Consider the following 25,268-nt stretch of genomic DNA (forward strand, 5'->3'; position numbering starts at 1 on the left):
CGTGCAGCAGCGTCGCGGTGTGGATGAACTCCACCGCCGCCGCCAGCATGTGATGCCGCGTGCCGGGATATTCGAGCAGCCGCGCACACGCCAGGGTCAGCATCGGCCGCATCCGCTTGCCCCCGCCGGCGATCAGATGGCCCGCCAGCTCCGGGATCAGCGGCACCTGCGACTGCATCCGGTCCAGGATCACGCGGTTCACCGCGTGCATGTCGCTCGCCACCAGCGCCATCAGCGCATCGAGGCTCGGCGGCCGGCCTTGCCGGATCGGGATCAAGGTCGCTGTCATGCGATCCCAAGTGGCCTGCGTTCCTTACAAGTGCAAGGCCGCTTGGCAGCCCCGTCGCCACCCGCAATAAGGGCGTGCCCGAGGAGACACAGCATGCCCGATACGCCGAACACCGCAGCGGACGCCGCCCCAGACCCGGTCCTCGGCAACTACCGCCAGAGCATCGACAATATCGACGCCGCGCTCGTCTTCCTCCTCGCCGAACGGTTCAAGGTCACCAAGGCCGTCGGCGCGCATAAGGCGGCGACTGGCCTGCCCCCCGCCGACCCCGGCCGCGAGACCCGCCAGATTGAAAGGCTCCGCGCGCTTGCCAAGACCGCGGACCTCGACCCGGACTTCAGCGAGGCCTTCCTCCGCTTCATCATCGGCGAGGTCATTCGCCATCATGAACGCGTGCAGGGGTGAACCGACCGCACCCTGCCCTGCTCGCCCTCGCGCCCGCACTCGCCATCGTCCAGATCGCCGCGCCGGCGCATGCAGCCCCGGCGGACCAGGCGGCCGCGACCCGCGCCAACGACCTCATCGCGATCCTCAACGGCGGCGGCCGCCTCGTCGACAGCTTCACGCCGACCTTCCTCGCCGACGTGCCCGCCGCGCAACTCCGCTCGCTCGCCGCGCAGATCGTCAACGAGGGCGGCCGCGCGCTCCGCATCGGCAGCGTCACCCCGGCCGGCACCAACCGCTACGCGCTGACCATCGTCCAGGAACGCGCCACCGCCTCGGCCGTCATGACGCTCGACCCCGCCCCGCCCGGGCGCATTGCCGGCCTCACGCTGACCGCGGCCAGCGCCCGCCTGCCCACGCTCGCCGCCGCCGTCACCGCGTTGAAGGCGCTCCCCGGCACCACCGCGCTGTCCGTCGCACGGCTCGGCGGCGACCGCCCGGTCACGATCGTCGGCGCGAACCCGGACCGTGCGCAGGCGGTCGGCTCCACCTTCAAGCTGCTCGTCCTCGCCGAACTGGTTCGCGCGATCGACGCGGGTGAACGGCGCTGGACCGACGTCGCGCCGCTCACCAACCGCTCCGTGCCGAGCGGCATCCTGCAGGACTGGCCCGACCGCGCCCCGCTGACGCTCCACAGCCTCGCCGCGCTCATGATCTCGCGCAGCGACAACAGCGCGACGGACACGCTGATCGCGCTGCTCGGCCGCGACCGGATCACCGCGATGCGCCCCGCGCTCGGCTGGCCAGCCCTCCCCGGCAACGACCCGTTCCTGACCACGCTCGAAATGGCGACGCTGAAGGGCACCGCCGGCGGTACCCCCGCGGACAACTATGCCCGCGCTACCCCGGCCGCCCGCCGCGCAATGCTCGCCGGCCCGATCGCCGCCAGCCCACGCACCGCGATTGACTATGCCGCGCTCGAAACCCGCCCGCACCACATCGACACGATCGAATGGTTCGCCAGCCCGAACGCCATCGTCAACGCGCTCGACTGGTTCCGCCGCGGCGCCGCGAAGCCGGACGGCGCCGCTGCCGCCACCGCGCTGACGCTGCTGGCGATCAGCCCCGGCCTGCCCGGGACGGACCCGGCATTCGGTTATGTCGGCTACAAGGGCGGGTCGGAGGCCGGCGTCTTGGCGATGAGCTACCTGCTCCGCACCCGCGGCGGCACTTGGTACGCGGTCAGCGCCAGCTGGAACGACCCCACCGCGACGCTCGCGGAACGGCGACTGGTCGCGATCGTCACGCGCGTTGTACAACTTGTTGGGGAAGGGGCGCCGTGACCTTGGGCGTGTGACTGCGCGCCTTATGCGGTCGCAGGTAGCGCAGTTCTACAACCCGCCGGCGCCGGTGAACTGAGCCAAACTGAGGGATATCACCCTCCCCAAACCATCGTCCCGGCTAAAGCCGGGATCTCCCTTCGTCGAAGCTCTCACCCCTACCCCAGTGGAGATCCAGGCCTGCGCCGGGATGACGGCCGAGAATAGGAACAACGCGTGGTCACGCAGCGCCGGCCACCAACCGTCGTCAGCCCAGCAAAGCCCCCACCAAGGCCTTCACCTTGCGCTGCCGCCACTGCGGCACCGGCGCGATCAGCCAGTAGCCGAGCAGCGAGGGCACCTGCCCCTGCACCACCAGCGGCGCGATATCGCCCGCCGCCAGCAGTGCGGGCACCGTCGCGCGGCCGAAGCCCTGCGCGGCCGCATCGATCGCCAACCCAGCATCCGCCACCGTCACCACCGCGCCGTCGACCGCGCCGTCGCCGGCATGGCCCGGCCACGCGATCGTCCGGTCCGGCGCGTCCGGCATCGCCACCGTCACGAACCCGGCATCGCCCAGCGCCGCGCCTTCATGCTCGCCCGGCCCGTCCGCCAGCCGGATCGCCAGATCCAGGTTCGCCTGCGTGAAATCGAGTTCCTCGTCGCTCGCGATCAGGACGAAGCGCAGCTCCGGATCGGTCCGGCCATACGCGGCCAGCCGCGCGCCCAGCCAGCGCGCGGTCAGGTCGCGCGGCGCCGCGATGGTCAGCGTCTTGGACGTCTGCCCCGACTGGATCGCGCGCACCGCCTCCTCGAACTGCAAAAACCCGTCGCGCAGCGCACCCAGCCCGGCCGCCGCCTCGGGTGTCAGCTCCAGCCCCTTCGCCGTCCGCCGGAACAGCACGACGCCCAGCGTATCCTCCAGCGCGCGGACCTGCTGCCCCACCGCCGCCGGTGTCACCGCCAGCTCGTCCGCCGCACGCGTGAAGCTCAGATGCCGCGCCGCTGCGTCGAGCACGCGCAGCGCGTTCAGCGGCAGATGCGTCCGCTTCAACGCGCCACCGCCGGCGCGATCAGCTGGAAGCGCGGGATGGTCGCATCGAACGCCGTCCCGTCCGCGCCCAGCATGTGCAAACTCCCCTCCATCGCGCCGCTCGGCGTCTGGAGCGGGCATCCGGAGACATAGTCGAACGTCCGGCCCGGCTCGATCAGCGGCTGTTCGCCCACCACGCCGTCGCCGCGCACTTCATGTCGCGCGCCGCGCCCGTCGGTGATGATCCAGTGGCGGGTCAGCAACTGCAACGCATGCTTGCCCTCATTCTCCAGCCGGATGTGATAGGCCCAGAACCACCGTCCCTTCGCCGGATCGGACTGCTCGGGTAGATAACTCACCGACACCCGCACGACGCAATCGCGCGTCGTCGCCGCATAGGGGAACAGCGCCTTCATGCCGGCAACCCCGCCGCGGTCAGCGCCCGGTCCAGATCGTCGATCACGTCGAGCGGATCCTCCAGCCCGATGTTCAGCCGCAGCATCCCCTCGGTCACGCCCATCTCGGTGCGGACTTGCTCCGACAGCCCGGCATGGGTGGTCGACGCCGGATGCGTCATCAGCGACCGCGAATCGCCGATATTGTTGCTGATATCGACCAGCTCCAGCGCATCGAGCAACGCATGGGCCTGGGTCCGCCCGCCATCGACGAACAGCGACAGGATCGTGCCGCCGGCCGACATCTGTCGCATCGCCAGGTCGTGCTGCGGATGGCTCTGCAGGTTCGGATACAGGATGCGCGGCACGCGGGCTTCGAGAAACTGCGCGACCTTCAGCGCGTTCTCGCTCTGCCTATTGATCCGCAGGTCGAGCGTCTCCAGCCCCTTCAGCACCACCCACGCATTGAACGCGGACAATGTCGGCCCGGTGTTGCGCACGAACGGCAGCAGCGTCTTGTCGATGAACTCCGCGGTCCCGCACACCGCGCCGGCCAGCACGCGGCCCTGCCCGTCCATCATCTTGGTCGCGCTATACGCCACCACGTCCGCGCCATAATCCATCGGCCGTTGCAACAGCGGCGTCGCGAACGCATTGTCCACCACGCTCGTGATCCCGCGTTCCCGCGCGATCCCGCACACCGCGGCCAGGTCGACGATGTCCAGCGTCGGGTTGGCCGGCGTTTCGAAGAAGAACAGCTTGGTCTCCGGCCGCGCCGCATCGGCCCAGGCCTGCGTGTCGGTCCCGTCGACGATCGTCGTCGCCACGCCGAATTTCGGCAGCAACGTGTCGGTCAGCCAACGGCACGATCCGAACGCCGCGCGCCCCGCCACCACATGGTCGCCCGCCTGCACCTGGCTCAGCAACGCCGCGGTCATCGCCGCCATGCCGCTCGCCATGCAGCGCGCGGCCTCCGCACCCTCCATCAACGCGATGCGCTGTTCCAGCATCTCGACCGTGGGGTTCTGCAGCCGGGAATAGGTCATGCCGACCTGCTCGCCCGCAAACCGCGCCGCGGCGTCGGATGCCTTGTCGTACGCATAGCCCGACGTCAGGAACAGCGCCTCCGACGTCTCGCCATATTCCGATCGCGCCGTCCCACCACGCACCGCCTGCGTCGCGGGGCGCCAGTTGTCGGTGATGCTGCGGTCCTGCCCGGTATGCCTTTTCATGCGCGCTGCTTTGCCCGTGCCGGCGATGGCGTGCAAGTGCATGGAACAGCACCGCCGCCGGCCGGTTGCCCGCATCAGAGACAGGCGATACCCCTGCCCGAACGAAACAGCACAGGTGCCCCCCATGCCGACCGCGCTCACCGACATCCCGCTCAAGACCATCGACGGCGCCGACGCCACGCTCGCCGACTATGCCGGCCAGGTCCTGCTGGTCGTCAACGTCGCGTCGAAATGCGGCCTGACGAACCAGTATGACGGGCTGGAGGCGCTTTATGCCAAGTACAAGGACGAAGGGTTCGCCGTCCTCGGCTTCCCGTCCAACGATTTCGCCGGCCAGGAACCCGGCACGGACGAAGAGATCGCCGCGTTCGTCAAAGGCACCGGCGCCACCTTCCCGATGTTCGCCAAGACCCCGGTCACCGGCGAAAACGCCCACCCGCTCTACCGCGCACTGACCGAAGCCGAACCGACCGCCACCGGCGGTACCGCGATGCGCGACAAGCTCGGCAGCCGCGCCCCGACCGACCCGTCCGCCGTCCTCTGGAACTTCGAAAAGTTCCTCATCGGCCGCGACGCCCAGGTCGTCGCCCGCTTCACCCCCGACACCACCCCCGACGCCGACGCGCTGGTCCTGGCCGTCGAACGCGAGTTGTTCGCAAGCGAGTGAGCGGTGCATCGCGTCAGGTCGGAAACACCAGACGCGATGACACACGGACAGCCGACGCGGGGGCTCACCATGAGACGAACCGCAACAACGTTCGCGAGCCCCGTCATCGGCACGTGTCGACCATGCGATCCGCGTCGCAATGCAGGAGTTCGCCCGCGCCGGACCATCTCGTGCCGGCCGCAATCCGACTTACCTGGCTACGTTCTCAAAACCTGACCCCAGACGCGTTGAATCGCGACAGCCGGACGAACCGACCACGTCCATCGCGACCGAGCCCCGCCGCGGCCCCGATCCACGCTCACACCAAAGCCACGATCCGCCGCGCCGCTTCCGCCGCCCCATCGTCGCCGACCTGATGGCGCGCGACCCATTCGGCACGCGTCGCCATCTTCCGATCCGCCAGCACGCCCGCGATCACCGCCTTGCCGCGTGCAAGATCGAACTGCCCGCGCCCGATCGTGCGACCCAACCCGGCGGCCACCACCCGCGCCGCATTGTCATGCTGATCGCCGAAATGCGGCACGATCACCTGCGGTCGGCCGGCGCGCAAGGCCTGCCCCGTCGTCCCGGCCCCGCCATGATGCACCACGATCGACGCCCGCGGAAACACCGCCGAATGCGCCGCATACCCGACGAACAGGCAATTCCCCTCGCGCCGCGCCGCCCCCGCCTGCCCGGTCAGCAACAACGCGCGGCGCCCTAATGCCCGACTGATCTCGGCGGCCCGCTCATAGAAGCCCCCCGGCGCCGCCACCGCGAACGACCCCAGCGTAAATACGATCGGCGCATCCCCGTCGCGCAGGAACGCCTCGATCTCGGGCGCCAATTCCTCCGTGCCCCCGCTCTCGCTGTCGAAGAACGGAAAGCCGACCAGCGCCGCGCACGCAGGTGCATCCGGCGGCAACATCCCCAGCGCGGACGACCAGCAGCACAGCACCGCCTTCGTCGCCGCGCCATGATCCAGCATCGGCGCACCCGCCGCCGGCCCCAGACCATGCTCGGCCCGCACCGCATCGATCCGCGCGCCATGCCGCCGACGCAGCGCAATCCGCGCCAGCGCGAAGAACGCCCGGTTCCAGCCGCGCCCGATCACGCTGCGCGGATCGTGCCGCATCATCGCAAACCGCGGCGCCGCCGGCGGTCGCCACGCGGAAAACAGCGTCATCGGTTGCAGCACGACGCTCGCCAGCGGCAGCCCGCGCTTCTCCGCGACGATCCCGGCCGACAGCGCGAAGATCGATCCGGCGATCACGTCGGCACCCACCGCCAACGCATCCAGCGCCGCCGTGCTGGACTGCAACGTCGGCATCAGGATTTCGTCGATCACATAGTTCGGATCGTCCAAGATCCGCGCGGCAACCGCCTCCGCACTCAACCCGACCCGCGCGCAGATCGCACGATAACCCGGCAGGATGCCCGCAGCATCGAGCCCCGCCCCGCGCACCTTCGCCACCCCGTCTTCCGGAACGGCCAACACGACCCCGTGGCCCTGCGCAACCAGCGCCCGCCCGATCGCGATGAACGGATGCAGGTCGCCCAGCGAGCCGATAGTAACAAGAACGATCCGGGCCATACCAACCGCTAGCCTACCGCTATTGCAGGCGCGAGACAGTTACGCCGGGGCTCGACGGGCACAGCGACCCTTAACCTCGCCAGTGAATCACAACAATCGGTTCAAACCGGACATCAAACCTACGGAGTCGCTCCGTATCGGAGCGGACTCCGCCTTCATTCACCATCGATCTTAACCGAAAGTAACGTCCTACTCATCGGAAGGATCGAGACATGGCATATCGCCGCAACAAGACCAGCGACACCTGGCACTTCTGTCGGAACTGCACCCTCTGGCCGACCACGAATGTCGTCGAACAGTCCGGCAAGCCGACCACGGGCGAACTCTGCAACCAGTGCCGTTCCAAGGACAGCGCGGGCAACTGCAACCGTTAAGTCAAACCCAGTGCTGGCGGCCTACAAAGCCGCCAGCACCGCGTCCCCCATCGCGTCCGTGGTCATCGCGCCACCCAGGTCCGGCGACCGCGCACCGCCGGCCAGCGCCTTCGCCACCGCGGTCTCGATACGGTCCGCGTCGTCCGGCCGGCCGAGCGAGTGGCGCAGCATCATCGCGGCCGACAGGATCGTCGCCAGCGGGTTTGCCTTGCCCTGCCCCGCAATGTCCGGCGCGGACCCGTGGATCGGCTCGTACAGCCCCTTGCCGCTTTCGTTCAGCGACGCGGACGGCAGCATCCCGATCGATCCCGCGCACATCGACGCCTGATCGGACAGGATGTCGCCGAACAGATTGCCCGTCACGATCACATCGAACCGCCCCGGCGCGCGCACCAGCTGCATCGCGGCGTTGTCGACATACATATGCTCCAGCGCGACGTCGGGATATTCGGCCGACACCTCGATCACCACGTCGCGCCACAGCTGCGACGTCTCCAGCACATTGGCCTTGTCGACCGAGCACAGCCGGCGGTCGCGCCCCATCGCGGTGCGAAAACCGACATGCGCGATCCGCGCGACCTGGTCCTCGTCGTACGACATCACGTCATAGCCCTCGCGCCGCCCGGTCGCGGTGCGGCGCATGCCCTTCTCGCCGAAATACACGTCGCCGTTCAGCTCGCGCACGATCACCATGTCGATCGCCCGCGCGATCTCGGGCCGCAGCGCGGACTCGTCCGCCAGCTCCGGAAACAGCCGCGCCGGCCGCAGATTGGCGAACAGGCCGAGCGCCTTGCGCAGCCCCAGGATCGCCTGCTCCGGCCGCAGCGCGCGCTCCAGCGCGTCGCATGTCGGATCGCCCACCGCGCCGAACAGCACCGCATCGGCGCGCTCGGCCAGCGCCAGCGTCTCGGGCGGCAACGGATGGCCCGTCGCGTGATACGCGGCGCCACCGACCGCCGCCGTCTCGTAAGACAGCGCATCCCCGCACACCGCATCCAGCACGCGCCGCGCCTGCGCGACGACTTCCGGCCCGATCCCGTCTCCCGGCAGCAAAGCGATCAACATGGGCGGTCTCCGTTCTTGGTTCGCGGCTCCCTCTGCGTCAGGTCGCGGCGCGCTGCAACCTCGTGATCAACCGCTCGCGCGCCGGCAGCACCCTGGCGCGTCGCTCGGTCAGCAGGTCGCGCGCCAGGAAATGCCCGGTCAGCCGGAACCCGTCGCCGATCGCATCCCAGTCCGCCGCCGCGCCGTCCGCCAGAAAAGCCGGCAACCGCAACAGTCGATCCGCATAGTCCGCCCCCGCCGCCCGCGACACCGCGGCACCGCTCTTCGGGCTGACATACCCCAGATCCTCCCGCACCCCCGTCGCCACGCACGCCGACAGGTCCAGCCCGAACCCCAGCTCCGCCAGCAGCAGCAACTCGTACCGCACAAGCGCCGCGGCCCAGACGCGCGCCGACGGCGCACTCTCGATCGCCCGCAACGTCCCGTCGAGTGCGGCATGCACCCGCGGATAGGCCTGCGCCTCAGGCAATGCGGTCGCCGCCAGCGCGGTCGCCCACTCGATCGCCGCGGCGGCGGCCGGTTCGGCCAGCAACGGCGCGCGGCTCGTCACCAGCTCCACGGTCAGCGCCGCCAGCTGCGTATCGGCCCGCGCGCGATATTCCGCCCGCACGACATTCCCCGGCACCAGCACCGGCCGCAACCGCCGCGATCGCCCGCCGCGCACATATCCCGGCTGCATCCCGTCCGCCGGCGTCAGCAACCGCGCCACCGTTCCCGTCTCCCCATGCTGGATCACGCCGCACACGATCGCTTCGGTGGAAAGATGCATGGGCGAAGATATGGCACAGCCCGGACAACAAGAAAGCCCCCCGGCCCGAACCCCAAGCCCCCAAGACAGAATGTCCCGCTATGCCCCGCCCGCCGGCTCCGCTATGCGTAACTCCATGGAAACCGTCCCCTTCGGCTATGCCGACATCGATCCGTCCGAAAAGACCGCCCGCGTGGGCGACGTGTTCAAGAACGTCGCCGCGAAATACGACCTGATGAACGACGCCATGTCCGGCGGCATGCACCGGTTGTGGAAGGACCGCTTCGTCCGCCGGGTGAAGCCGCGCGCCGGCGAACGCATCCTCGACATGGCCGGCGGCACCGGCGACATCGCGTTCCGCATGGCCGCTTCGGGCGCGCAGGTTACGGTCGCCGACATCAACGCAGCGATGCTCGCCGTCGGCATGGACCGCGCCGTGAAGCGCCGCATCGACGGCCTCGTCTGGACCGAGGCGAATGCCGAAACGCTCGTCTTCCCCGACCGCCATTTCGATGCCTACACCATCGCGTTCGGCATCCGGAACGTCACCGATATCCCGGCGGCGCTGAAGGAGGCGCACCGCGTCCTGGTCCGCGGCGGGCGGTTCTTCGTGCTCGAATTCTCGACCACCGTCTGGCCCGGCTTCGGCAAGGTCTACGACGCCTATTCGCACAAGATGGTGCCGCAACTCGGCAAGCTCCTCGCCAATGACGAGGCGAGCTACCGATACCTGATCGAGTCGATCCGCCGCTTCCCCGACATGCCGACGTTCAAGGCGATGATCGACGACGCCGGCTTCGTCCGCACGTCGGTCGAACCGATCATGGGCGGCCTCGTCGCGATCCACAGCGGCTGGAAGATCTGACGATGACCCTCGTCCGTACCCCCGCACCGGCGGGGGTCCACCACGCTCGAATCCATGCGGAGCCGCGCACCGCATGACCGTGCCCGCCGTCCATCTCTACCGCCTGCTCAAATGGGGCCGCACGCTCGCCCGCCACGGCGCGCTGAGAGGGATCGAGCGCGACCCGCTCACCCCGCCGATGGTCCGCCGCCTCGCGCGCATCGCCCGCATCGGCGCGCGCGTGCCGAAGGTGCCGGCCTATGCCGACGCGCTGGAGGCGATCGGCCCCGCCGCGATCAAGCTCGGCCAGACGCTTGCCACCCGTCCCGATCTGGTCGGCGAGGACGCTGCGCGCGACCTGACCCGTCTCCAGGATGCGCTCCCCCCGCTCCCCTTCTCGGTGATTGAGGCGCAGATCGTCGCCAGCTTCGCCAAGCCGCTCTCCACGCTCTTCACCTCGATCGATCCCGTGCCGGTCGGCGCCGCCTCGATCGCGCAGGTCCACCGCGCGGTCACCACCGACGGCCGCACCGTCGCGATTAAGGTCCTGCGCCCCGGCGTCGAGGCGGAATTCGCGCGCGCCATCGAAACCTACGAATGGGCCGCGGCGCAGGTCGAGGCGATGGGCGGCGAACTCGCCCGGCTCCGCCCGCGCCTGACGATCGCCACCTTCAAGCGCTGGACCGCACGCGAACTGGACCTGCGACGCGAGGCCGCCTCCGCCTCCGAACTCGGCGAGCGGATGGCCGCCGAACCCGATTTCAAGGTGCCGACGATCGATTGGCAGCGCACCTCGGGCAAGGTCATGACGCTCGAATGGATCGACGGGATCAAACTGTCGAACCGCGCCGCGATCGTCGCCGCCGGCCACGATCCCGCGCATCTGGCGCAAGTCCTGCTCCGCGCCTTCCTGCGCCAGGCGATCGCGGAGGGTTTCTTCCACGCCGACATGCACCAGGGCAACCTGTTCGTCACGCATGACGGCGGGCTCGCCGTGATCGATTTCGGCATCATGGGCCGCATCGACCGCCGCGCGCGGATGTGGCTGGCGGAGATCCTCTACGGCCTCATCACCGGCAATTACCGCCGCGTGGCGGAGATCCATTTCGAGGCGCAGTACGTGCCCGCGCATCACGATCTGGAGGAATTCGCCACCGCGCTCCGGGCAGTCGGCGAACCCATGCGCGGGCGGTCGGTCAAGGACATGTCGGTCGGGCAGATGCTCGACGGCCTGTTCGCGATCACTCGCGATTTCGACATGCAGACGCAGCCGCACCTGCTGCTCCTGCAAAAGACGATGGTCATGGTCGAAGGTGTCGCGACGGCGCTCGATCCGGACATCAACATGTGGGAGTCCGCCGGCCCGTTCGTGAAGGACTGGCTCCGCTCCGAACTCGGCCCCGAGGCATTCGTCGCCAACCGCCTCACCGCGGACTTCAAGACGCTCGCCGCCATCCCCGAACTCGTCCGCCGCATCGAAGCCCGCTTCCCCCCCGAAGGCGCGGCGCCACCTCTGCCCCCCCTGCGCGCCGTCGAGGTCGTTCGCATCGGCGGCGGCTGGCGCTACGCGCTGGTGGCCCTCCTCGCCGGCGGCTTGGGCGCTGCACTGGTCGAGCTGATCAACTGACCATCGCCTAGCCGACCCCCGAACAGTTCCCCGGCGAAGGCCGGGGCCCAGACGGAGGCGCGAAGACCAACCCGGAACACCCTCAACTCACCCAGAAACCGGTCGAACCCTCCCCCCACATCGCCTACACCCCCGCCCCAAAGCTGCCGCCCCGAGCGCTGCCGCAAGCCAGGAGACGATGATGGAACCCCCCAAGCAAACCGGCCGCATCGCCTGCTTCGGCGAGATCATGCTCCGCATGACCGCCCCCGGCCGCGAGCTTCTCATGCAAAGCGCCCGGCTCGACGTCTGCGTCGGCGGCGCGGAAGCGAACGTCGCGACCGGCCTCGCCTGCCTCGGCCATCACGCCCGCATGGTCGGCATCATGCCCGCCAACCCGCTCGGCGCGGCGGCAACCCGCGAACTGCGCGGCCACGGCGTCGACGTGTCGGGCCTCGCCACCGCGCCCGGCCGGATGGGGCTCTATTTCCTCACCCCCGGCGCGGGCTTACGCGCCTCAGACATCGTCTACGACCGCGCCTACAGCGCCTTCGCACTCGCCGCCGCCGACGCGATCGACTGGACCGCCGCCCTTGCCGACGTCGACTGGCTCCATCTATCCGGCATCACCCCCGCGCTCGGCCCCGTCCCTGCGCAGGCCGCGCTCCGCGCCGTGGCCGCAGCGAAAGCCGCCGGCGTCCGGATCAGCTTCGACGGCAACTACCGCGCCCGGCTGTGGGAGGCGTGGGACAGCGACCCCCGCGCGATCCTGACCGAACTGGTCGCCTCGGCCGACCTGTTCTTCGGCAACCACCGCGACATGGCGCTGCTGCTCGACCGGCCGTTCGACGGCGACGGCACCGACCGCCGCCGCCACGCCGCGGAGGCCGGGTTCGCCGCCTTCCCCAACCTCCGCTGGATCGCATCGACCGCGCGCCACGTCGACGATGCCGACCGCCACCGGCTGTCCGCACGGATCGACACGCCGGAACGCGATTGGCAGACAGAGGAAGTCGTCGTCGGCGGCATTGTCGACCGGATCGGCGGCGGCGATGCGTTCGCGGCCGGCATCCTCCACGGCCTGCTCTCCGGCCTCGACGAGGAACGCACCGTTGCCACCGGCCTCGCGCTCGCCTGCCTCAAACATTCGCTGCCCGGCGACGCCAGCCTATTCGGCCAGTCCGACATCGACGCCTTCCTCGCCGGCGGCCTCGACGTCCGCCGCTGAGTTGCCAGATCGAGGGGGGGCAGACGCGCAATCCCGCCCCCCAGACCTTATCTCTGGAATATGCACCCGCTCGCCCCCCTGTCCGCCCTCCTCCTCATTGCCTGCACACAGGCCCCGGCCGAACCCGCCCCCCAAGCGATAGTTAGCACCAAACCCACCACCGGCCTCGACCCCGCCCGTGTCCGCGAAACCCTCGCCACCGCCGCCCGCCTCCCCCGGCTCCGCACGCTGCTCATCCTCCGCGACGGGCGGGAGGTCGTCGCCCAGCGCTTCACCGGCCCGCCGCTCGACCAGCCCGTCTCGGTCAAGTCCGCGTCCAAGACCGTCCTCTCCGCGCTCGCCGGCATCGCCATCCAGCGCGGCGTCCTGACCGGCACGGACCAGACCGTCGCCAGCGTGCTGCGCGCCGACATGCCCGCCAACCCCGACCCGCGCCTGCTCCACATCACGGTCGGCAACCTGCTCTCGATGCAGTCCGGGCTCGAACGCACCTCGGGCGAAAATTACGGCCGCTGGGTCGCTAGCCCCAACTGGGTCCGGTTCGCGCTGTCCCGCCCGTTCGTCGCCGAACCCGGCGGCGCGATGCTCTATTCCACCGGCAACTCGCACATCCTGTCCGCCATGCTCACCCGAGCGTCCGGCCGCAGCACGCACGCGCTGGCGCAGGACTGGCTGGCCACGCCGCTCGGCATCCAGATCCCGCCCTGGCCACGCGACGGGCAAGGCATCTATTTCGGCGGCAACGACATGCTGATGTCACCGCGCGCGCTGGCCGCGTTCGGCGAACTCTACCGCAACGACGGCGTCGCGCGCGGCCGCCGCATCCTGCCCGCCGGCTGGGTCGCGCAAAGCTGGCGCCCGCGCACCACCTCACCGTGGAGCGGCAACCCCTATGGCTATGGCTGGTTCTCCACCACCGCCCGCGGCCACCCCGTCCACTTCGCCTGGGGCTATGGCGGCCAGATGGTCTATATCGTGCCCGATCTCGCACTCACCGTCGTCATGACGTCGGACCCCAGCCCCCACCCCCGCGCCGAAAGCCACGTGCCCGCGCTCAACACCCTGCTCGCCGACAACATCATCCCTGCGGCCGAGACCGGCGCCTCATGACATTCCCGCACGCCGCGCTAAACTCGGGGCAAAGAGGACTCGCACCATGACCGACACCGACTGGACCGCCGCCGGCCTCGCCGAAATGGACGCGATCGTGCCGCTTCGCCGCGCGATCCATGCCGAGCCCGAAACCGGCCTCGACTGCCCGCGCACCACGGAGAAGCTCAAGGCCGCGCTCGTCGGCCTGCCGCTCGAAATCCACTCGGGGCCGTCCACCACCGGCTTCGTCGCCATCCTGCGCGGCGCCGACAATGGCCGCACCGTCCTGCTCCGCGGCGACATGGACGCGCTACCGATGACGGAGGAAACCGGCCTGCCGTTCGCCTCGACCATCCCCGGCCGGATGCACGCCTGCGGCCACGATACGCACAGTGCGATGCTCGTCGGCGCCGCCCGCGCGCTGTCCGCCCGCCGCGCGGAGCTCGCCGGCACGGTCGTCTTCATGTTCCAGCCGGGCGAGGAAGGGCATCACGGCGCACGCCACATGATCGCCGACGGGCTGATCGACGTCGCCCGCCCCGATGCCGCCTTCGCGCTCCACGTCTCGCCCAACATGCCCTCGGGGAAGGTCGTCGGCCGCCCCGGCACGCTGATGGCGTCCACCGACACGCTCCACCTCACGATCCGCGGCGCGGGCGGCCACGCCGCGATGCCGCACGACTGCATCGATCCGGTCCCCGTCGCGTGCGAGGTCGTGCTGGCGCTGCAAGGCTTCATCGCGCGCCGCATCCCCGTCGGCGACCCGGCCGTCCTGTCGATCACCAAGATCAACGCCGGGTCCGCGCACAACATAGTGCCCGACACGGTCGAACTGCTCGGCACGCTGCGCACCCTGTCGGAGGACACCCGCGCCGCCGCCCGCGCCGGGTTCCGACGGATCGCCGAACATGTCGCCGCCGCCCACGGCTGCACCGCGGAGGTCGTAATCGACCCCGGCTACCCGGTCACCGTCTGCGATCCGCGCGCGACCGACCTCGTCCGCACCTGCGCCGACAGCCTCGGCGGCCCCGACACCTGGCAGCCGATGCCCGCCCCGATGATGGGCGCGGAGGACTTCTCCTACGTGCTGCAGGCCGTCCCCGGTGCCATGGCCTTCCTCGGCGCCGCCCTGCCCGGCACCGACCCCGCCACCAACCCCCCGCTCCACAACACCCGCATGACCATCGACGAAGCCGTCATGGCGCAGGGCGTGGCGCTGCATTGCGCGATCGCGGAACGGTTTCTGGAGACCGGTTTAGGCTGAGCCTGACCGCGTCGGCGGGATCAATTCACTGATCCGTTTGGTTCGAGCCCGTCGAGAACCCCGCGCAGAGTTCTCGACAGGCTCGAACCAAACGGGGCGAAGCATGACGCAACGATGTCAGGACGAACCAGGCACCCCCCGCGCCCGAGCCTCCCGCGTCGCCGCAGTCCACCAGGCCAGATCCTCCGCAAACCGCGGAAACGCCTTCTCCAGCGCAGCACCCCCCGCCCCGGTCGGCACCCCGTCCGCGTTCAGAGCATCACCGATCGACCCGACGGTCAGCGTCCGCGGCACCACCGCGATGCCGAGTTCCGGCAGGATCCCGTGCCATGCCAAGTTAGCCCGCGCCCCCGCGACCCGCCCCGCGGAATAGCTCGCGATCGCCCCCGGCCGCCACGCCCATTCCTCCAGATAATGGTCGATCAGGTTCTTCAGCCCCGCCTGCACGTTCCAGTTATACTCGCCCACCACGAACAGATACGCGTCCGCCTCGCGGATCTTGCCCGCCAGCGTCTCCATTGCTTGCGGAGCGGTCCCGGCGGCATGCTCCTTGTACATCCGGTCCAGCATCGGCAGCCCGACCGCCTTCGCATCGATCAGCTCCGGCGCGGCCCCGCGCGCCCGCAGGCCCGCCATGATGTAGTTCACCAACCGGATGCCCATCCGGTCCGATCGGTACGACCCGTAGAACACCAGTATCCGATCAGCCATCAGACCCTCCTCAAATCACTCGACGACCTCGCCCAGCTCGACGCCCCACAACCGGCTCGCCTCGACGAACCCGTCCTTGCCGGCGACGTCGAAATGGCACCAACCCGCGCGGCACTGCGCGATCTTGCCGACCACGCCCGGCGCCGCGCGAAACCGCACCGCCGCGTTGGTCGCCGGCTTTTCGCGCAACGCCACCGCGTCGCCCTGCACCATGCCGGTCCGCCGTTCGGTGAGCAGCACCGACGCCATCCAGCCCTCGGTCCCGTCCGGCTCGCGCACCTTGCGCCAGCTTTCGTGCACCGCCAGCACCTTCAGCGGCAGGCCGACCCGCCGATACCGCCACGTCGCCGGATATTCCCGCCCCGGCCCGGTCCGCATCAGCGCGTCCCCGGCGGTCAGCGACGCCCAGTAAGGCAGCGGCCGCGGCGCCTGCGCCACCCCGGTCGATCCCATCGCCAGCGCGACCACCGCGCCCATCATTGCCAATCGCGTCCGCATCATCCGTCCTCGCACCGCCGTCGCACGGAGCCTTACCCGCCGACCGCCGCGCTCCGCAACGCCGCCGACGGGATGACCATATCGTAACCGAACGGAACAATTTGCTGAACGCCAGATGAAGGAACCGCCTCGCTTTTGTTCCGTTGATCGTCCGTGTTTCGAAAACGAGAGGGAAGAATCATGAAGATTGCGAAATATGTTGCTGGCGCGGCCGCAATGGCACTGGGTCTGGCATCGCCGGTCTATGCGCAGAGCGCAGGCGAGCTGCTCAAGGGTGGCGCGATCGGCGGCGCCGGTGGGGCGGTTGCCGGTGCAGTCATTCCCGGCCTGTCCGTCGGCAACGGCGCGCTGATCGGTGCCGCTGGCGGCGCCGCCGTCACCGCGCTGACCAAGAACAAGCGTTCCTACCGCGACAGCCGCGGTCGCCGCTACTCGCTCGACAAGCGCGGTCGCCGCACCTACCGCTAAGCCGCGGTAACGGAAAGGGCGCGTATCCACCCGGATACGCGCCCTTTTTTTGTGTCCGGAGAACTTTAAAGACCGCTTTTCCCGAGCGAAGTCGCGGGACCCGTCTAGCGTAGCCGAGGCGGCCGACAACAGCCGCAAACCCTAACGCAATCCCGCCAACCACTCCGTCAGCATCGCCCGCCCCGCAGCCACCGCCGGCGGCCCGAGAGCGGCATAGTCCGCCCGAACCGTCGCCGCATCGGTCCCGGCCGCCGCGAGATCCGCCGCCCCGTCATCGATCCACCGCGTAAAGCGCGGATCCTCACCCATCTCCGGATGACATTGCAACGCCAGCAACCGCTTACCCCGACGGTACGCCTGGTGCTGGTACAACGCACTCGAAGCCAGCAGCTCGCACCCCTCCGGCAGATCGAACGTATCGCCATGCCAGTGCAGCACCGGCGTCCCCGCCAGATGCCGCACCGGACTCGCCATCCCTTCCGGACCAATCGTCACCGGCCCGAACCCGATCTCCTGCACCGGCCCCGGATACACTGCGGCCCCCAACGCCGCCGCAATCAGCTGCGACCCGAGACAAATCCCGATCGTCGGCAACCTGGCCTCAAGCCGCGCCGCGATCCGCGCCACCTCACCGTTGATCCACGAATGCCTGTCGCGCTCATACACCCCCATCGGCCCACCCATCAGGACGAGCAGATCGGGCGCCATGAAGTCCGCTTCGCCGAATGCCGGGTCCAGCACGTCGATCCGCGAAAACGCGTATCCCGCCGCCTCGATCGGCTGGCGGAACCCCGCCGCACCCTCATAATCGGTGTGGCGAACGATCAGCGCGCGCAACGTCAGTCGCCGGTCAGGATGCGATCGACCAGCTGCCGCGTCGTCGGCACGAACCCGTTGGAGTAGAACGGATCGCGCCGGAACCGGAATGCGCTATGCCCCGCGAACATGAGGTTCTGCTCGATCGGCCCGCCATGCGCGATGTCCTGCAACGTCTTCTGGATGCAGAAACTGCGCGGATCGGCCAGCCGCCCGGTCGAGTTCCCCTCGGTATCTGCCCAGGACGAGAAGCTGCACTGGCTCAGGCACCCCATGCAATCCGCCTGATCCTTGCGGATCACCTGCATCTCCTCCGGCCGCACGAACACCAGTGTGTTGTCCGGCGTCTTGAGCGCGGAGGTAAAGCCCAGCATGTCCCACTCGCGCGCGCGCAGCAGGTCGCCGCGCGTCACCCAGAAACTCTTGCCCTTCACGCCGACGTCCAGCTGATACTGGTGGTCGCCCGCCGCCTCGCCGCTGAACGCGATCTGCCGCTCGGACCGCGCCTCCAGCTGGCGCAGGAAGGGATTGCGAACCGCGGACGAATAGAAGCCCGTCGGCGAGAATTTGTGGAGCAGGATGTCGCCCTCCTCCAATGTCATCAGCGCGTTCTTCCAATCCTCCGGGATCGGGCTTTCGCGCGTCAGCAACGGCCGTGTCCCGAACTGGAACGCGATCGCGCCCAGCTCCGGATTGTCGATCCAGTCGTTCCACTCCTTCAAATTCCACACGCCGCCGGCCATCACGATCGGCACGCTGTCGGCGATTCCGCCCTCGCGCATCGTATCGCGCAACGCCTTCACGCGCGGGAACGGGTCCTGCGGTACCAGCGGATCCTCCGCGTTGGACAGGCCGTTATGCCCGCCCGCCCGCCACGGATCCTCATACACCACCGCGCCCAGATGCTCGGACGCCTTCGAATAAGCCCGCTTCCACAACGCGCGGAACGCCCGCCCGGACGAGATGATCGGCAGATACTGCACGCCGTACGACACGGCGATCTCGCTCAGCTTGTACGGCATACCCGCACCGCACGTGACGCCGGCGACCATGCCCTTCGTCCGTTCCAGCACGCCGTGCAGGACACGCTGCGCGCCGCCCATTTCCCACAGCACGTTAATGTTGATCGCACCGCGGCCGTCGGCCATCTCGTACGCACGCTTCACCTGGTCGACCGCGCCGTCGATCGCGTACTGCACCAACTCCTCGTGCCGCGCGCGACGCGTCAGCGCGTGATACACCTGCGGCACGATCTTGCCTTCGGGGTCGTAGCTGTCGGCATTCACCGCCGATACGGTACCGATTCCACCCGCGGACGCCCACGCGCCGCTGCTCTGATGATTGGATACCGCGACGCCCTTGCCGCCCTCGATCAACGGCCACACTTCGCGGCCGGCATACACGATCGGCTTGATACCCTTGAACAACGAAAGCCTCCCGGTCGGGTCCATGCCCGGCTGATGATACGTGCCGCTTTATAATAGGGTTGCGCGGAAAGCACGTCAAAGCGGCGTAACGTCAGCCAAGCGCATCCGGCCGCCCGATCGCACCGGCGTAGAGCGCGCGATACGCCGCAATCATCTGGTTCTCGTCAAAGGATTTTTCCGCCACAGCCCGGTTCGCTTGCCCAATCTCCCGCCGCAACACCGGGTCCGCCACGAGGGCACCCAGAGCCTCCGCCAAGGCAGGATCGGGCTCCGTCACCACGTACGGCCGGTTCGGCACGGACACCATCGCGGCCACATCGCCCACCGCCGGTGCCACCACCGCGAGCCCGGCGGCCATCGCCTCCAGCACCGAAATCGGGAACTGCTCGCTCTCGGATGACAGCGCGAACAGGTCAAATTGTCCCAGCACCGCCGCCGGCCGCGAATGGAAGCCCGCCAAGTGCACTCGTTCGGCAATCCCAAGCCGCGCCGCCTCGGCCAGAATCGCCCCCCGCTCCGGCCCCTCGCCGACGATCAACAGCCGCACCTGCCCCGGCAGCGCCGCCACCGCCCGCACCAGCCGCGGCAGGTCCTTCACCGCGCGCAACCCGGCGATCGTCCCGACCACCACGTCCCCCGGCCGCCGCAAGAACCCGGGCAACGGCTCCGGCGCCCCGCCATACTCCCCCACCGCGATCCCGTTCGCGATCCGCCGCACGCGCGCCGCCGGTTGTCGCCAGACCTCGGTCGCGATCCGTTCCAGCCGCTGCGACGGCACGACCAGCGCCGCGACCGTCGGCAAACCCGCCCGCCGGAACCAGACGCGCTTGGCCTTCTGCCCATGCGTCTCGTCCGCGTTGAACCCGTCCTCATGATGCACGATCGGCGGCAGGCGCATCACCAGCGTGTACATCCGCCGCGCCATCACGCCATCCATCGCCCCCCAATTATAGGTGAGCACCAGATCAAACCCCGCCATATACCGCGCCAGCCGCAGATACCGACCCGGGCCCGGTTTCCCCTGCAACGACGGTGCATCGTCCGGAAACGCGACCTCGATGTCAGGCGCGATCGCAGCCCGCGCCCCCATCTCCCCCGGCATCGCGCTCAGCACCGTATGCCTCGCGTGATCCCCGAACGCATTCATCAACCGCACCGCGCGGGCCTCCTTGCCGCCGAGCGAAAAGGTGGAATGAAGGTGAAGAATGCGAACGGCTATCATGCGAGCAAGCCTACCCCACCAAAGTTAAGAACACAGCCCGAAGGCCATCAAAGCCCTCCCCCCACCGGGGGGAGGGTTGGGTGGGGGGTGTGGCAGACTCCAACGGCGTCACAAACGCGACGTCGCGACCCGCCACAACGTCACTTTCTACGATACCCAAACCCCAAGCCCCCCCCCCCCCCCCCGGTGGGTGGAGGGAGAAAGCAACAAAGCTCCCTCTCCCATCGGGGAGAGGGCTGGGGGGAGGGGGTGTGGCTTGAGACGACTGCGTCTCATTCAACCAGCCGCCAAAACCCGCCCCAGAAGCCGCTGTATCCCCGCCCGCGCCTCATCCTCATCCAGGGTCGGCGCATGCCCCACCTCCGGCACGGTCACCACCTCCAGCGAAGGCGCCCGCGCCGCCATTTCCCCCGCCGTCTCCTCCGACAGCAGATCCGACAAAGCCCCCCGCACCAGCAGCAGCGGCACCGACCTCAGCGCGGCGAACGCCGGCCACATATCCAGTGCCCCCTCGTTCGGCACGCGCATCGGCTCGGCGATCGACATGTCGTAATCGAACACGATCCGCCCCGCGGGCGTCAGCCGGCACAGCCGCTTCGCCATCGCCACCCAGTCGCCGATCTGGAAGCGCGGGAACGCCGCCCCGTTCGTCTCCGCAATCGCACGTGCCGCATGAAGCCACGTCGGAAAGCTGTTGTTTTTCCCCACATAACCCTTGATGCGCGCCATCCCCACCGGGTCGAGCACCGGCCCGATATCGTTCAGCACCGCACCCGCAATCCGCCCGCCCCCGGTGGCCGCGAGCAGCATCGTCAGGATCCCGCCGAGCGACGTCCCCACCGCCACGAACCGCTCCAACCCCAGCGTCTCGATCAGCGCCTCCAGGTCCTGCAGGTAAACCAGCGGCACATAACTCATCGGATCGCGCGCATAACCGCTGTCCGCCCGCCCCCGCAGCGACACGCAAATCACCCGCCATTCCGGTGCAAGCGCCGCCGCCAACCCCTCGAAATCGCGCGCATTTCTGGTCAGCCCCGGAATGCACAGGATCGGCGGCTTGGCCGCATCCCCGGCATAGTCGCGGTAATGCAGCCGGATCCCGTCCTTCGACCACCAATATCCGTCCGTCCACGCCGTCATGCCGATACCCTTCACTTGCGCCGCCCGACGCCCCGCCCCCATATCCGCGCATGAGCTTGCCACCGCAACCCGCCGCCTATCGTCCCGAACGGACGATCCTGTCGCTGCCCGACACGCTGTACGATCCGGTGCAGGCGGCCGATTTCCCCGAGACGATCCTGCGGTTCCGCAACGACGCACACGCCGCCACCATCGGTCTCGCCGATCTCGACGACGACGCCTGGGCGCGCCACTTCGGCCGGTTCGCACCGCTCCCCGGCTCGCTCGAACAACCGCTCGCCCTGCGTTATCACGGCCACCAGTTCCGCCACTACAACCCCGATCTGGGCGACGGCCGCGGCTTCCTGTTCGCGCAGGTCCGCGACGGCGCGAACCGCCTGCTCGACCTCGGGACCAAGGGCTCCGGCACCACCCCCTGGAGCCGCTCCGGCGACGGCCGCTTGACGCTCAAGGGCGGCGTCCGCGAGATTCTCGCCACCGAAATGCTTGAGGCGCTCGGCGTCCACACCTCCAAGACGCTCTCGCTGATCGAGACCGGCGAGGCGCTCCACCGCGGCGACGAACCCTCGCCCACCCGCTCCGCCGTCATGGTCCGGCTCAGCCACGGCCACATCCGGATCGGCTCGTTCCAGCGGCTCGCCACGCTCGGCGACGCGGACAGCATGCGCGCGCTCGTCACCTACTGCCTGACCGAACTCTACGGCGAGACGCCCGGCGACGAGCCAGAAGCACAGCTTCTCGCCCACGTCGCCCGCGGCACCGCCCGGCTGGCAGCGTCCTACATGGCCGCCGGCTTCGTCCACGGCGTGCTCAACACCGACAATATCGCCATCACGACGGAGAGTTTCGATTACGGCCCATGGCGGTTCGCGCCGCTCTGGAAATCGGACTTCACCGCCGCCTATTTCGACCACCAGGGGCTCTACGCGTTCGGTCGGCAGCCCGCCGCGATCCACTGGAACGTCGTGCAGCTCGCCATCGCGCTCCGCACGCTTGCGTCGGCCGAGGCACTCGCTCCGATGGTCGACCTCTACTCGCCCGCCTACGAAGCCGCCTTCCGCGCCGCGATCCTCGCCCGGCTCGGCGTCCGGCCGCAGAGCGAGGACCAGGATTTCGCGCTGCTCGGCGCGATGGAAACCGCGCTCGCCGAAACCGACACGCCGATCGACCGCTTCTTCTTCGACTGGCGCGGCGGCCGGCTCCGCACCGCGACGCAGGCTTATACCGACCCGCGCTTCGCCGCCTTTGCCGCCGTCGCCGCCACCTACCAGCCCACCGCCCCACTCGATCACCCCTATTGGTCCGACGCCGCGCCCTGCGGCATGCCGATCGAAGAGGCCGAAGCGCTCTGGGCTCCGATCGCCGCCGCGGACGACTGGGCGCCGCTCTACGCAAAGATCGCCGCGATCCGCCGGATGGGCGAGGCACTGCGCGCATGACCGCGACACTTGCCACCCGTCCTTCGGGGGATCAGTATACCGCAAGCATGACGACGCCTTTTCACTCGATCGAACCGGCGACCGGCGCGCCGGTGTGGAGCGGCCCCGCCGCCGACGTCGATGCGGAGGTCGCGATCGTCCGCGCCGGCTGGACCGAATGGGCCGCCCGCCCGCTCACCGTCCGCGTCGAAACGCTGCGCCGCTTCGCCAACACCGTCCGCACCCGCGCCGAACCGTTCGCCGACCTCATCGCCCGCGAAACCGGCAAGCCGATGTGGGAGGCACGGACCGAGGTCGACAGCGTCATCGCAAAGGTCGACATCTCGGCCGCCGCCTACAATGATCGGACGCCACAACGCCGGATGGAGGGCGCGATGGGCGCGCGCATCGCGGTCCGGCACAAGCCGCACGGCGTCATGGCGGTGCTCGGCCCGTTCAACTTTCCCGCACATCTGCCCAACGGCCACATCGTCCCCGCGCTGATCGCCGGCAACGCCGTGCTGTTCAAACCGTCGGAAAAAACACCGGCGGTCGGCGCCTATCTCGTCGACTGCCTCCACGCCGCCGGCGTCCCGCAATCGGTCGTGCGCTGCGTCCAGGGCGGACCCGACACCGGCCGCGCGCTGGCCGCGCATGATGGGATCGACGGACTGCTGTTCACCGGCTCGGCCACCGCCGGCGCCGCACTCCACCGCCAGTTCGCCGAAACACCCCACAAGCTGCTCGCGCTCGAACTCGGCGGCAACAACCCGCTCGTCGTGTGGGACACGCCCGACATCTATTCCGCCGCGGTCATCGCGGTGCAATCCGCCTATCTCTCCGCCGGACAACGCTGCACCGCCGCCCGCCGGCTGATCGTACGCGACGGCGCGCACGAGGCATTGCTCGACCAGATCGGCCGATTGATCGACCGCATCATTGTCGATCAACCGCACGCCGTCCCCGCCCCGTTCATGGGTCCCGTCATCGACAACCAAGCCGCTGACCGCGTGCAGGATGCATTCCTCGACCTCATCCTCGCGGGAGGCCGTCCGATCAAGCAACTCGTCCGCCCGGACCCGGACCGTCCGTTCCTCACTCCGGCGCTCATTGACGTCACGACGGTCGCCGATCGCCCCGACGCCGAGATCTTCGGCCCGGTGCTACAAGTCATCCGCGTCGCCGATTTCGACGCCGCGATCGCCGAGGCGAACGCCACCCGCTTCGGCCTGTCCGCCGCGTTGATCAGCGGCACGCCCGAGCTTTACGATCGCTTCTGGGCCAACACCCGCGCGGGCATCGTCAACTGGAACCGCCCGACCAACGGCGCGCCGTCCAAGGCCCCGTTCGGCGGCGTCGGCCTGTCCGGCAACCACCGCCCCACCGCCTTCTACGCCGCGGACTATTGCGCCTACCCGGTCGTGTCGTCGGAGGCGGAACAGCCGCGCGCCTCGCTCGGCATCGGCCTGCGCGACGCCTGACGGACCCGCTGACGCGTCGAACGAAGGCAACCCCCGCCCCGCCCCCGCGTTCATGGCGCGGATCCCCGGACGGAGCACCACCATGCCAACGATCAAGACGCAGGACGGCACCGAACTCTATGTGAAGGATTGGGGAAGCGGCCGTCCGGTCATTCTCCTGCACGGCTGGCCACTTACGGCGGACAGTTGGGACGATCAGGCATATGCGCTGGCCAACGCCGGCCACCGCGTGATCTTCTACGACCGCCGAGGCTTCGGCCGTTCGACGCAGCCCTGGACCGGTTACGACTACGACACGCTCGCCGACGATCTGGCCACCGTGATCGACCAGACCGGCGCGCAGGATGCGACGCTCGTCGGCTTCTCGATGGGCGGCGGCGAGGTCGCACGCTACATGTCCCGCCACAGCGGCAAGGGCATCGTCCAGGCCGGCCTGATCAGCTCGGTCGTGCCTTATATGCTCAAGGACGACAGCAACCCGCACGGCGTCGACGGATCGGTCTTCGACGGGATGAAGGACGGCATCCTGAAGGACCGCCCCAACTTCATGGCCACCTTCGCGCAGTCCTTCTACGGCGTCGGCTGGATCTCCAGCCCGGTCAGCCAGGACGTCCTCGACGACTTCTCGCGCCAGGCGCTGATGGCGGGGCTCAAGGGCACGCTCGATTGCGTCGACGCGTTCGGCCGCACCGACTTCCGCGGCGATCTGGCCGCGATTACCGTCCCCACGCTCGTCGTCCACGGCACGTCGGACAGCACCGTCCCGATCGACCCGTCCGGCCGCGCTGCCGCCGCGGGCATCGCGCAGGCCCAGTCGATCGAATATGCCGGCGCTCCGCACGGCCTGAACGTGACCGAAAAGGATCGCCTGACCAGTGACTTGCTGGCGTTCGTAAAGAGCTGATCGCAACCCCGACCAAGCGCCGTCCGCGGCCCCCTCACGGTCCCGGACGGCGCATATCTCCCCTATCCGA

Annotated in this window: 26 protein-coding genes; 13 read left to right on the forward strand and 13 right to left on the reverse strand. The window is 69.2% G+C overall.

Annotated elements, in window-relative coordinates:
• A partial coding sequence (locus tag IEX50_RS15420) for a polyprenyl synthetase family protein (protein ID WP_188699489.1) occupies window positions 1-289 on the reverse strand: 289 nt, incomplete at its 3' end.
• A 93-nt stretch (window positions 290-382) separates the two neighbouring features.
• Between IEX50_RS15420 and IEX50_RS15425 the strand changes: the two genes are divergently transcribed.
• A complete protein-coding gene (locus IEX50_RS15425) occupies window positions 383-694 on the forward strand; it encodes a chorismate mutase (RefSeq protein WP_157177790.1) in 312 nt (103 codons plus the stop codon).
• Entirely contained in the window at window positions 691-2,016 is a 1,326-nt protein-coding gene (locus tag IEX50_RS15430; protein WP_157177789.1) for a serine hydrolase, read from the forward strand. Before IEX50_RS15425 ends, IEX50_RS15430 begins: the two co-directional genes overlap by 4 nt.
• Window positions 2,017-2,260: 244 nt before the next feature.
• On the opposite strand, the gene IEX50_RS15435 is transcribed toward IEX50_RS15430, so the two are convergent.
• The 3 genes from IEX50_RS15435 to IEX50_RS15445 are packed head-to-tail and all read right to left on the reverse strand — an operon-like array spanning window position 2,261 to window position 4,652.
• The gene (locus tag IEX50_RS15435) at window positions 2,261-3,046 is read right to left on the reverse strand and encodes a LysR family transcriptional regulator (protein WP_157177788.1); all 786 of its coding nucleotides are present in this window, start codon (window positions 3,044-3,046) and stop codon (window positions 2,261-2,263) included.
• Window positions 3,043-3,441 carry a Co2+/Mg2+ efflux facilitator ApaG/CorD gene (gene apaG, locus IEX50_RS15440; protein WP_157177787.1) on the reverse strand — a complete coding sequence of 133 codons (399 nt, stop codon included), beginning with the start codon at window positions 3,439-3,441 and terminating at the stop codon, window positions 3,043-3,045. The genes IEX50_RS15435 and apaG overlap by 4 nt, the downstream gene beginning before the upstream one ends.
• On the reverse strand, window positions 3,438-4,652 hold the full coding sequence (locus tag IEX50_RS15445; protein WP_157177786.1) for a trans-sulfuration enzyme family protein: 1,215 nt from the start codon (window positions 4,650-4,652) through the stop codon (window positions 3,438-3,440). The genes apaG and IEX50_RS15445 overlap by 4 nt, the downstream gene beginning before the upstream one ends.
• 124 nt (window positions 4,653-4,776) lie before the next feature.
• On the opposite strand from IEX50_RS15445, the gene IEX50_RS15450 reads away from it, so the two are divergent.
• Window positions 4,777-5,319, forward strand: coding sequence for a glutathione peroxidase (locus tag IEX50_RS15450; RefSeq protein WP_157177785.1), 543 nt, complete (start codon window positions 4,777-4,779; stop codon window positions 5,317-5,319).
• 298 nt (window positions 5,320-5,617) lie between these two features.
• On the opposite strand, the gene IEX50_RS15455 is transcribed toward IEX50_RS15450, so the two are convergent.
• The gene (locus tag IEX50_RS15455) at window positions 5,618-6,892 is read right to left on the reverse strand and encodes a glycosyltransferase (RefSeq protein ID WP_157177784.1); all 1,275 of its coding nucleotides are present in this window, start codon (window positions 6,890-6,892) and stop codon (window positions 5,618-5,620) included.
• 212 nt (window positions 6,893-7,104) lie between these two features.
• Here IEX50_RS15455 and IEX50_RS15460 point away from each other — a divergent pair, with 212 nt between their 5' ends.
• Window positions 7,105-7,266, forward strand: a complete 162-nt coding sequence (locus IEX50_RS15460) for a hypothetical protein (RefSeq protein WP_157177783.1) — start codon at window positions 7,105-7,107, stop codon at window positions 7,264-7,266.
• Between the two features lie 21 nt (window positions 7,267-7,287).
• Here IEX50_RS15460 and leuB read toward each other — a convergent pair whose 3' ends face one another.
• The gene (leuB, locus tag IEX50_RS15465) at window positions 7,288-8,331 is read right to left on the reverse strand and encodes a 3-isopropylmalate dehydrogenase (RefSeq protein WP_157177782.1); all 1,044 of its coding nucleotides are present in this window, start codon (window positions 8,329-8,331) and stop codon (window positions 7,288-7,290) included.
• Between the two features lie 37 nt (window positions 8,332-8,368).
• A complete protein-coding gene (recO, locus tag IEX50_RS15470; protein WP_157177781.1) occupies window positions 8,369-9,100 on the reverse strand; it encodes a DNA repair protein RecO in 732 nt (243 codons plus the stop codon).
• A 115-nt stretch (window positions 9,101-9,215) separates the two neighbouring features.
• Between recO and IEX50_RS15475 the strand changes: the two genes are divergently transcribed.
• The 5 genes from IEX50_RS15475 to IEX50_RS15495 all read left to right on the forward strand — a co-directional run bounded on the left by IEX50_RS15475 (window position 9,216) and on the right by IEX50_RS15495 (window position 15,113).
• On the forward strand, window positions 9,216-9,944 hold the full coding sequence (locus IEX50_RS15475; protein WP_157177780.1) for a class I SAM-dependent methyltransferase: 729 nt from the start codon (window positions 9,216-9,218) through the stop codon (window positions 9,942-9,944).
• A gap of 73 nt (window positions 9,945-10,017) precedes the next feature.
• Window positions 10,018-11,550, forward strand: coding sequence for a 2-polyprenylphenol 6-hydroxylase (gene ubiB / locus IEX50_RS15480; RefSeq protein ID WP_157177779.1), 1,533 nt, complete (start codon window positions 10,018-10,020; stop codon window positions 11,548-11,550).
• 181 nt (window positions 11,551-11,731) lie between these two features.
• The gene (locus tag IEX50_RS15485; protein WP_157177778.1) at window positions 11,732-12,757 is read left to right on the forward strand and encodes a sugar kinase; all 1,026 of its coding nucleotides are present in this window, start codon (window positions 11,732-11,734) and stop codon (window positions 12,755-12,757) included.
• 60 nt (window positions 12,758-12,817) lie between these two features.
• Window positions 12,818-13,867, forward strand: a complete 1,050-nt coding sequence (locus tag IEX50_RS15490) for a serine hydrolase domain-containing protein (RefSeq protein WP_157177777.1) — start codon at window positions 12,818-12,820, stop codon at window positions 13,865-13,867.
• Between the two features lie 46 nt (window positions 13,868-13,913).
• On the forward strand, window positions 13,914-15,113 hold the full coding sequence (locus IEX50_RS15495) for a M20 metallopeptidase family protein (RefSeq protein ID WP_157177776.1): 1,200 nt from the start codon (window positions 13,914-13,916) through the stop codon (window positions 15,111-15,113).
• 117 nt (window positions 15,114-15,230) lie between these two features.
• Here IEX50_RS15495 and IEX50_RS15500 read toward each other — a convergent pair whose 3' ends face one another.
• Complete coding sequence (locus IEX50_RS15500) at window positions 15,231-15,824, reverse strand: NADPH-dependent FMN reductase (protein WP_157177775.1); 594 nt, start codon at window positions 15,822-15,824, stop codon at window positions 15,231-15,233.
• A gap of 15 nt (window positions 15,825-15,839) precedes the next feature.
• The gene (locus IEX50_RS15505; RefSeq protein ID WP_157177774.1) at window positions 15,840-16,322 is read right to left on the reverse strand and encodes an SH3 domain-containing protein; all 483 of its coding nucleotides are present in this window, start codon (window positions 16,320-16,322) and stop codon (window positions 15,840-15,842) included.
• Window positions 16,323-16,502: 180 nt separating this feature from the next.
• Between IEX50_RS15505 and IEX50_RS15510 the strand changes: the two genes are divergently transcribed.
• The gene (locus IEX50_RS15510) at window positions 16,503-16,790 is read left to right on the forward strand and encodes a hypothetical protein (protein WP_157177773.1); all 288 of its coding nucleotides are present in this window, start codon (window positions 16,503-16,505) and stop codon (window positions 16,788-16,790) included.
• 141 nt (window positions 16,791-16,931) lie between these two features.
• Here the strand turns inward: IEX50_RS15510 and IEX50_RS15515 are convergent, their stop codons facing one another.
• The 4 genes from IEX50_RS15515 to IEX50_RS15530 all read right to left on the reverse strand — a co-directional run bounded on the left by IEX50_RS15515 (window position 16,932) and on the right by IEX50_RS15530 (window position 21,395).
• The gene (locus tag IEX50_RS15515; RefSeq protein WP_229674106.1) at window positions 16,932-17,627 is read right to left on the reverse strand and encodes a glutamine amidotransferase; all 696 of its coding nucleotides are present in this window, start codon (window positions 17,625-17,627) and stop codon (window positions 16,932-16,934) included.
• A 2-nt stretch (window positions 17,628-17,629) separates the two neighbouring features.
• Entirely contained in the window at window positions 17,630-19,033 is a 1,404-nt protein-coding gene (locus tag IEX50_RS15520; RefSeq protein ID WP_157177772.1) for an NAD(P)H-dependent flavin oxidoreductase, read from the reverse strand.
• A gap of 91 nt (window positions 19,034-19,124) precedes the next feature.
• On the reverse strand, window positions 19,125-20,255 hold the full coding sequence (locus IEX50_RS15525) for a glycosyltransferase (RefSeq protein ID WP_157177771.1): 1,131 nt from the start codon (window positions 20,253-20,255) through the stop codon (window positions 19,125-19,127).
• Window positions 20,256-20,531: 276 nt separating this feature from the next.
• On the reverse strand, window positions 20,532-21,395 hold the full coding sequence (locus tag IEX50_RS15530) for an alpha/beta fold hydrolase (protein ID WP_157177770.1): 864 nt from the start codon (window positions 21,393-21,395) through the stop codon (window positions 20,532-20,534).
• Between the two features lie 50 nt (window positions 21,396-21,445).
• Here IEX50_RS15530 and IEX50_RS15535 point away from each other — a divergent pair, with 50 nt between their 5' ends.
• The 3 genes from IEX50_RS15535 to IEX50_RS15545 all read left to right on the forward strand — a co-directional run bounded on the left by IEX50_RS15535 (window position 21,446) and on the right by IEX50_RS15545 (window position 25,198).
• Entirely contained in the window at window positions 21,446-22,834 is a 1,389-nt protein-coding gene (locus IEX50_RS15535; RefSeq protein WP_157177769.1) for a protein adenylyltransferase SelO family protein, read from the forward strand.
• Entirely contained in the window at window positions 22,831-24,294 is a 1,464-nt protein-coding gene (gene astD, locus IEX50_RS15540; protein WP_260161351.1) for a succinylglutamate-semialdehyde dehydrogenase, read from the forward strand. The genes IEX50_RS15535 and astD overlap by 4 nt, the downstream gene beginning before the upstream one ends.
• Before the next feature lie 82 nt (window positions 24,295-24,376).
• A complete protein-coding gene (locus IEX50_RS15545; protein ID WP_157177767.1) occupies window positions 24,377-25,198 on the forward strand; it encodes an alpha/beta fold hydrolase in 822 nt (273 codons plus the stop codon).
• The last annotated feature ends 70 nt before the right edge of the window (window positions 25,199-25,268 follow it).

Source organism: Sphingomonas prati (genome assembly GCF_014643515.1).
Classification (GTDB): Bacteria; Pseudomonadota; Alphaproteobacteria; order Sphingomonadales; family Sphingomonadaceae; genus Sphingomonas_R; species Sphingomonas_R prati.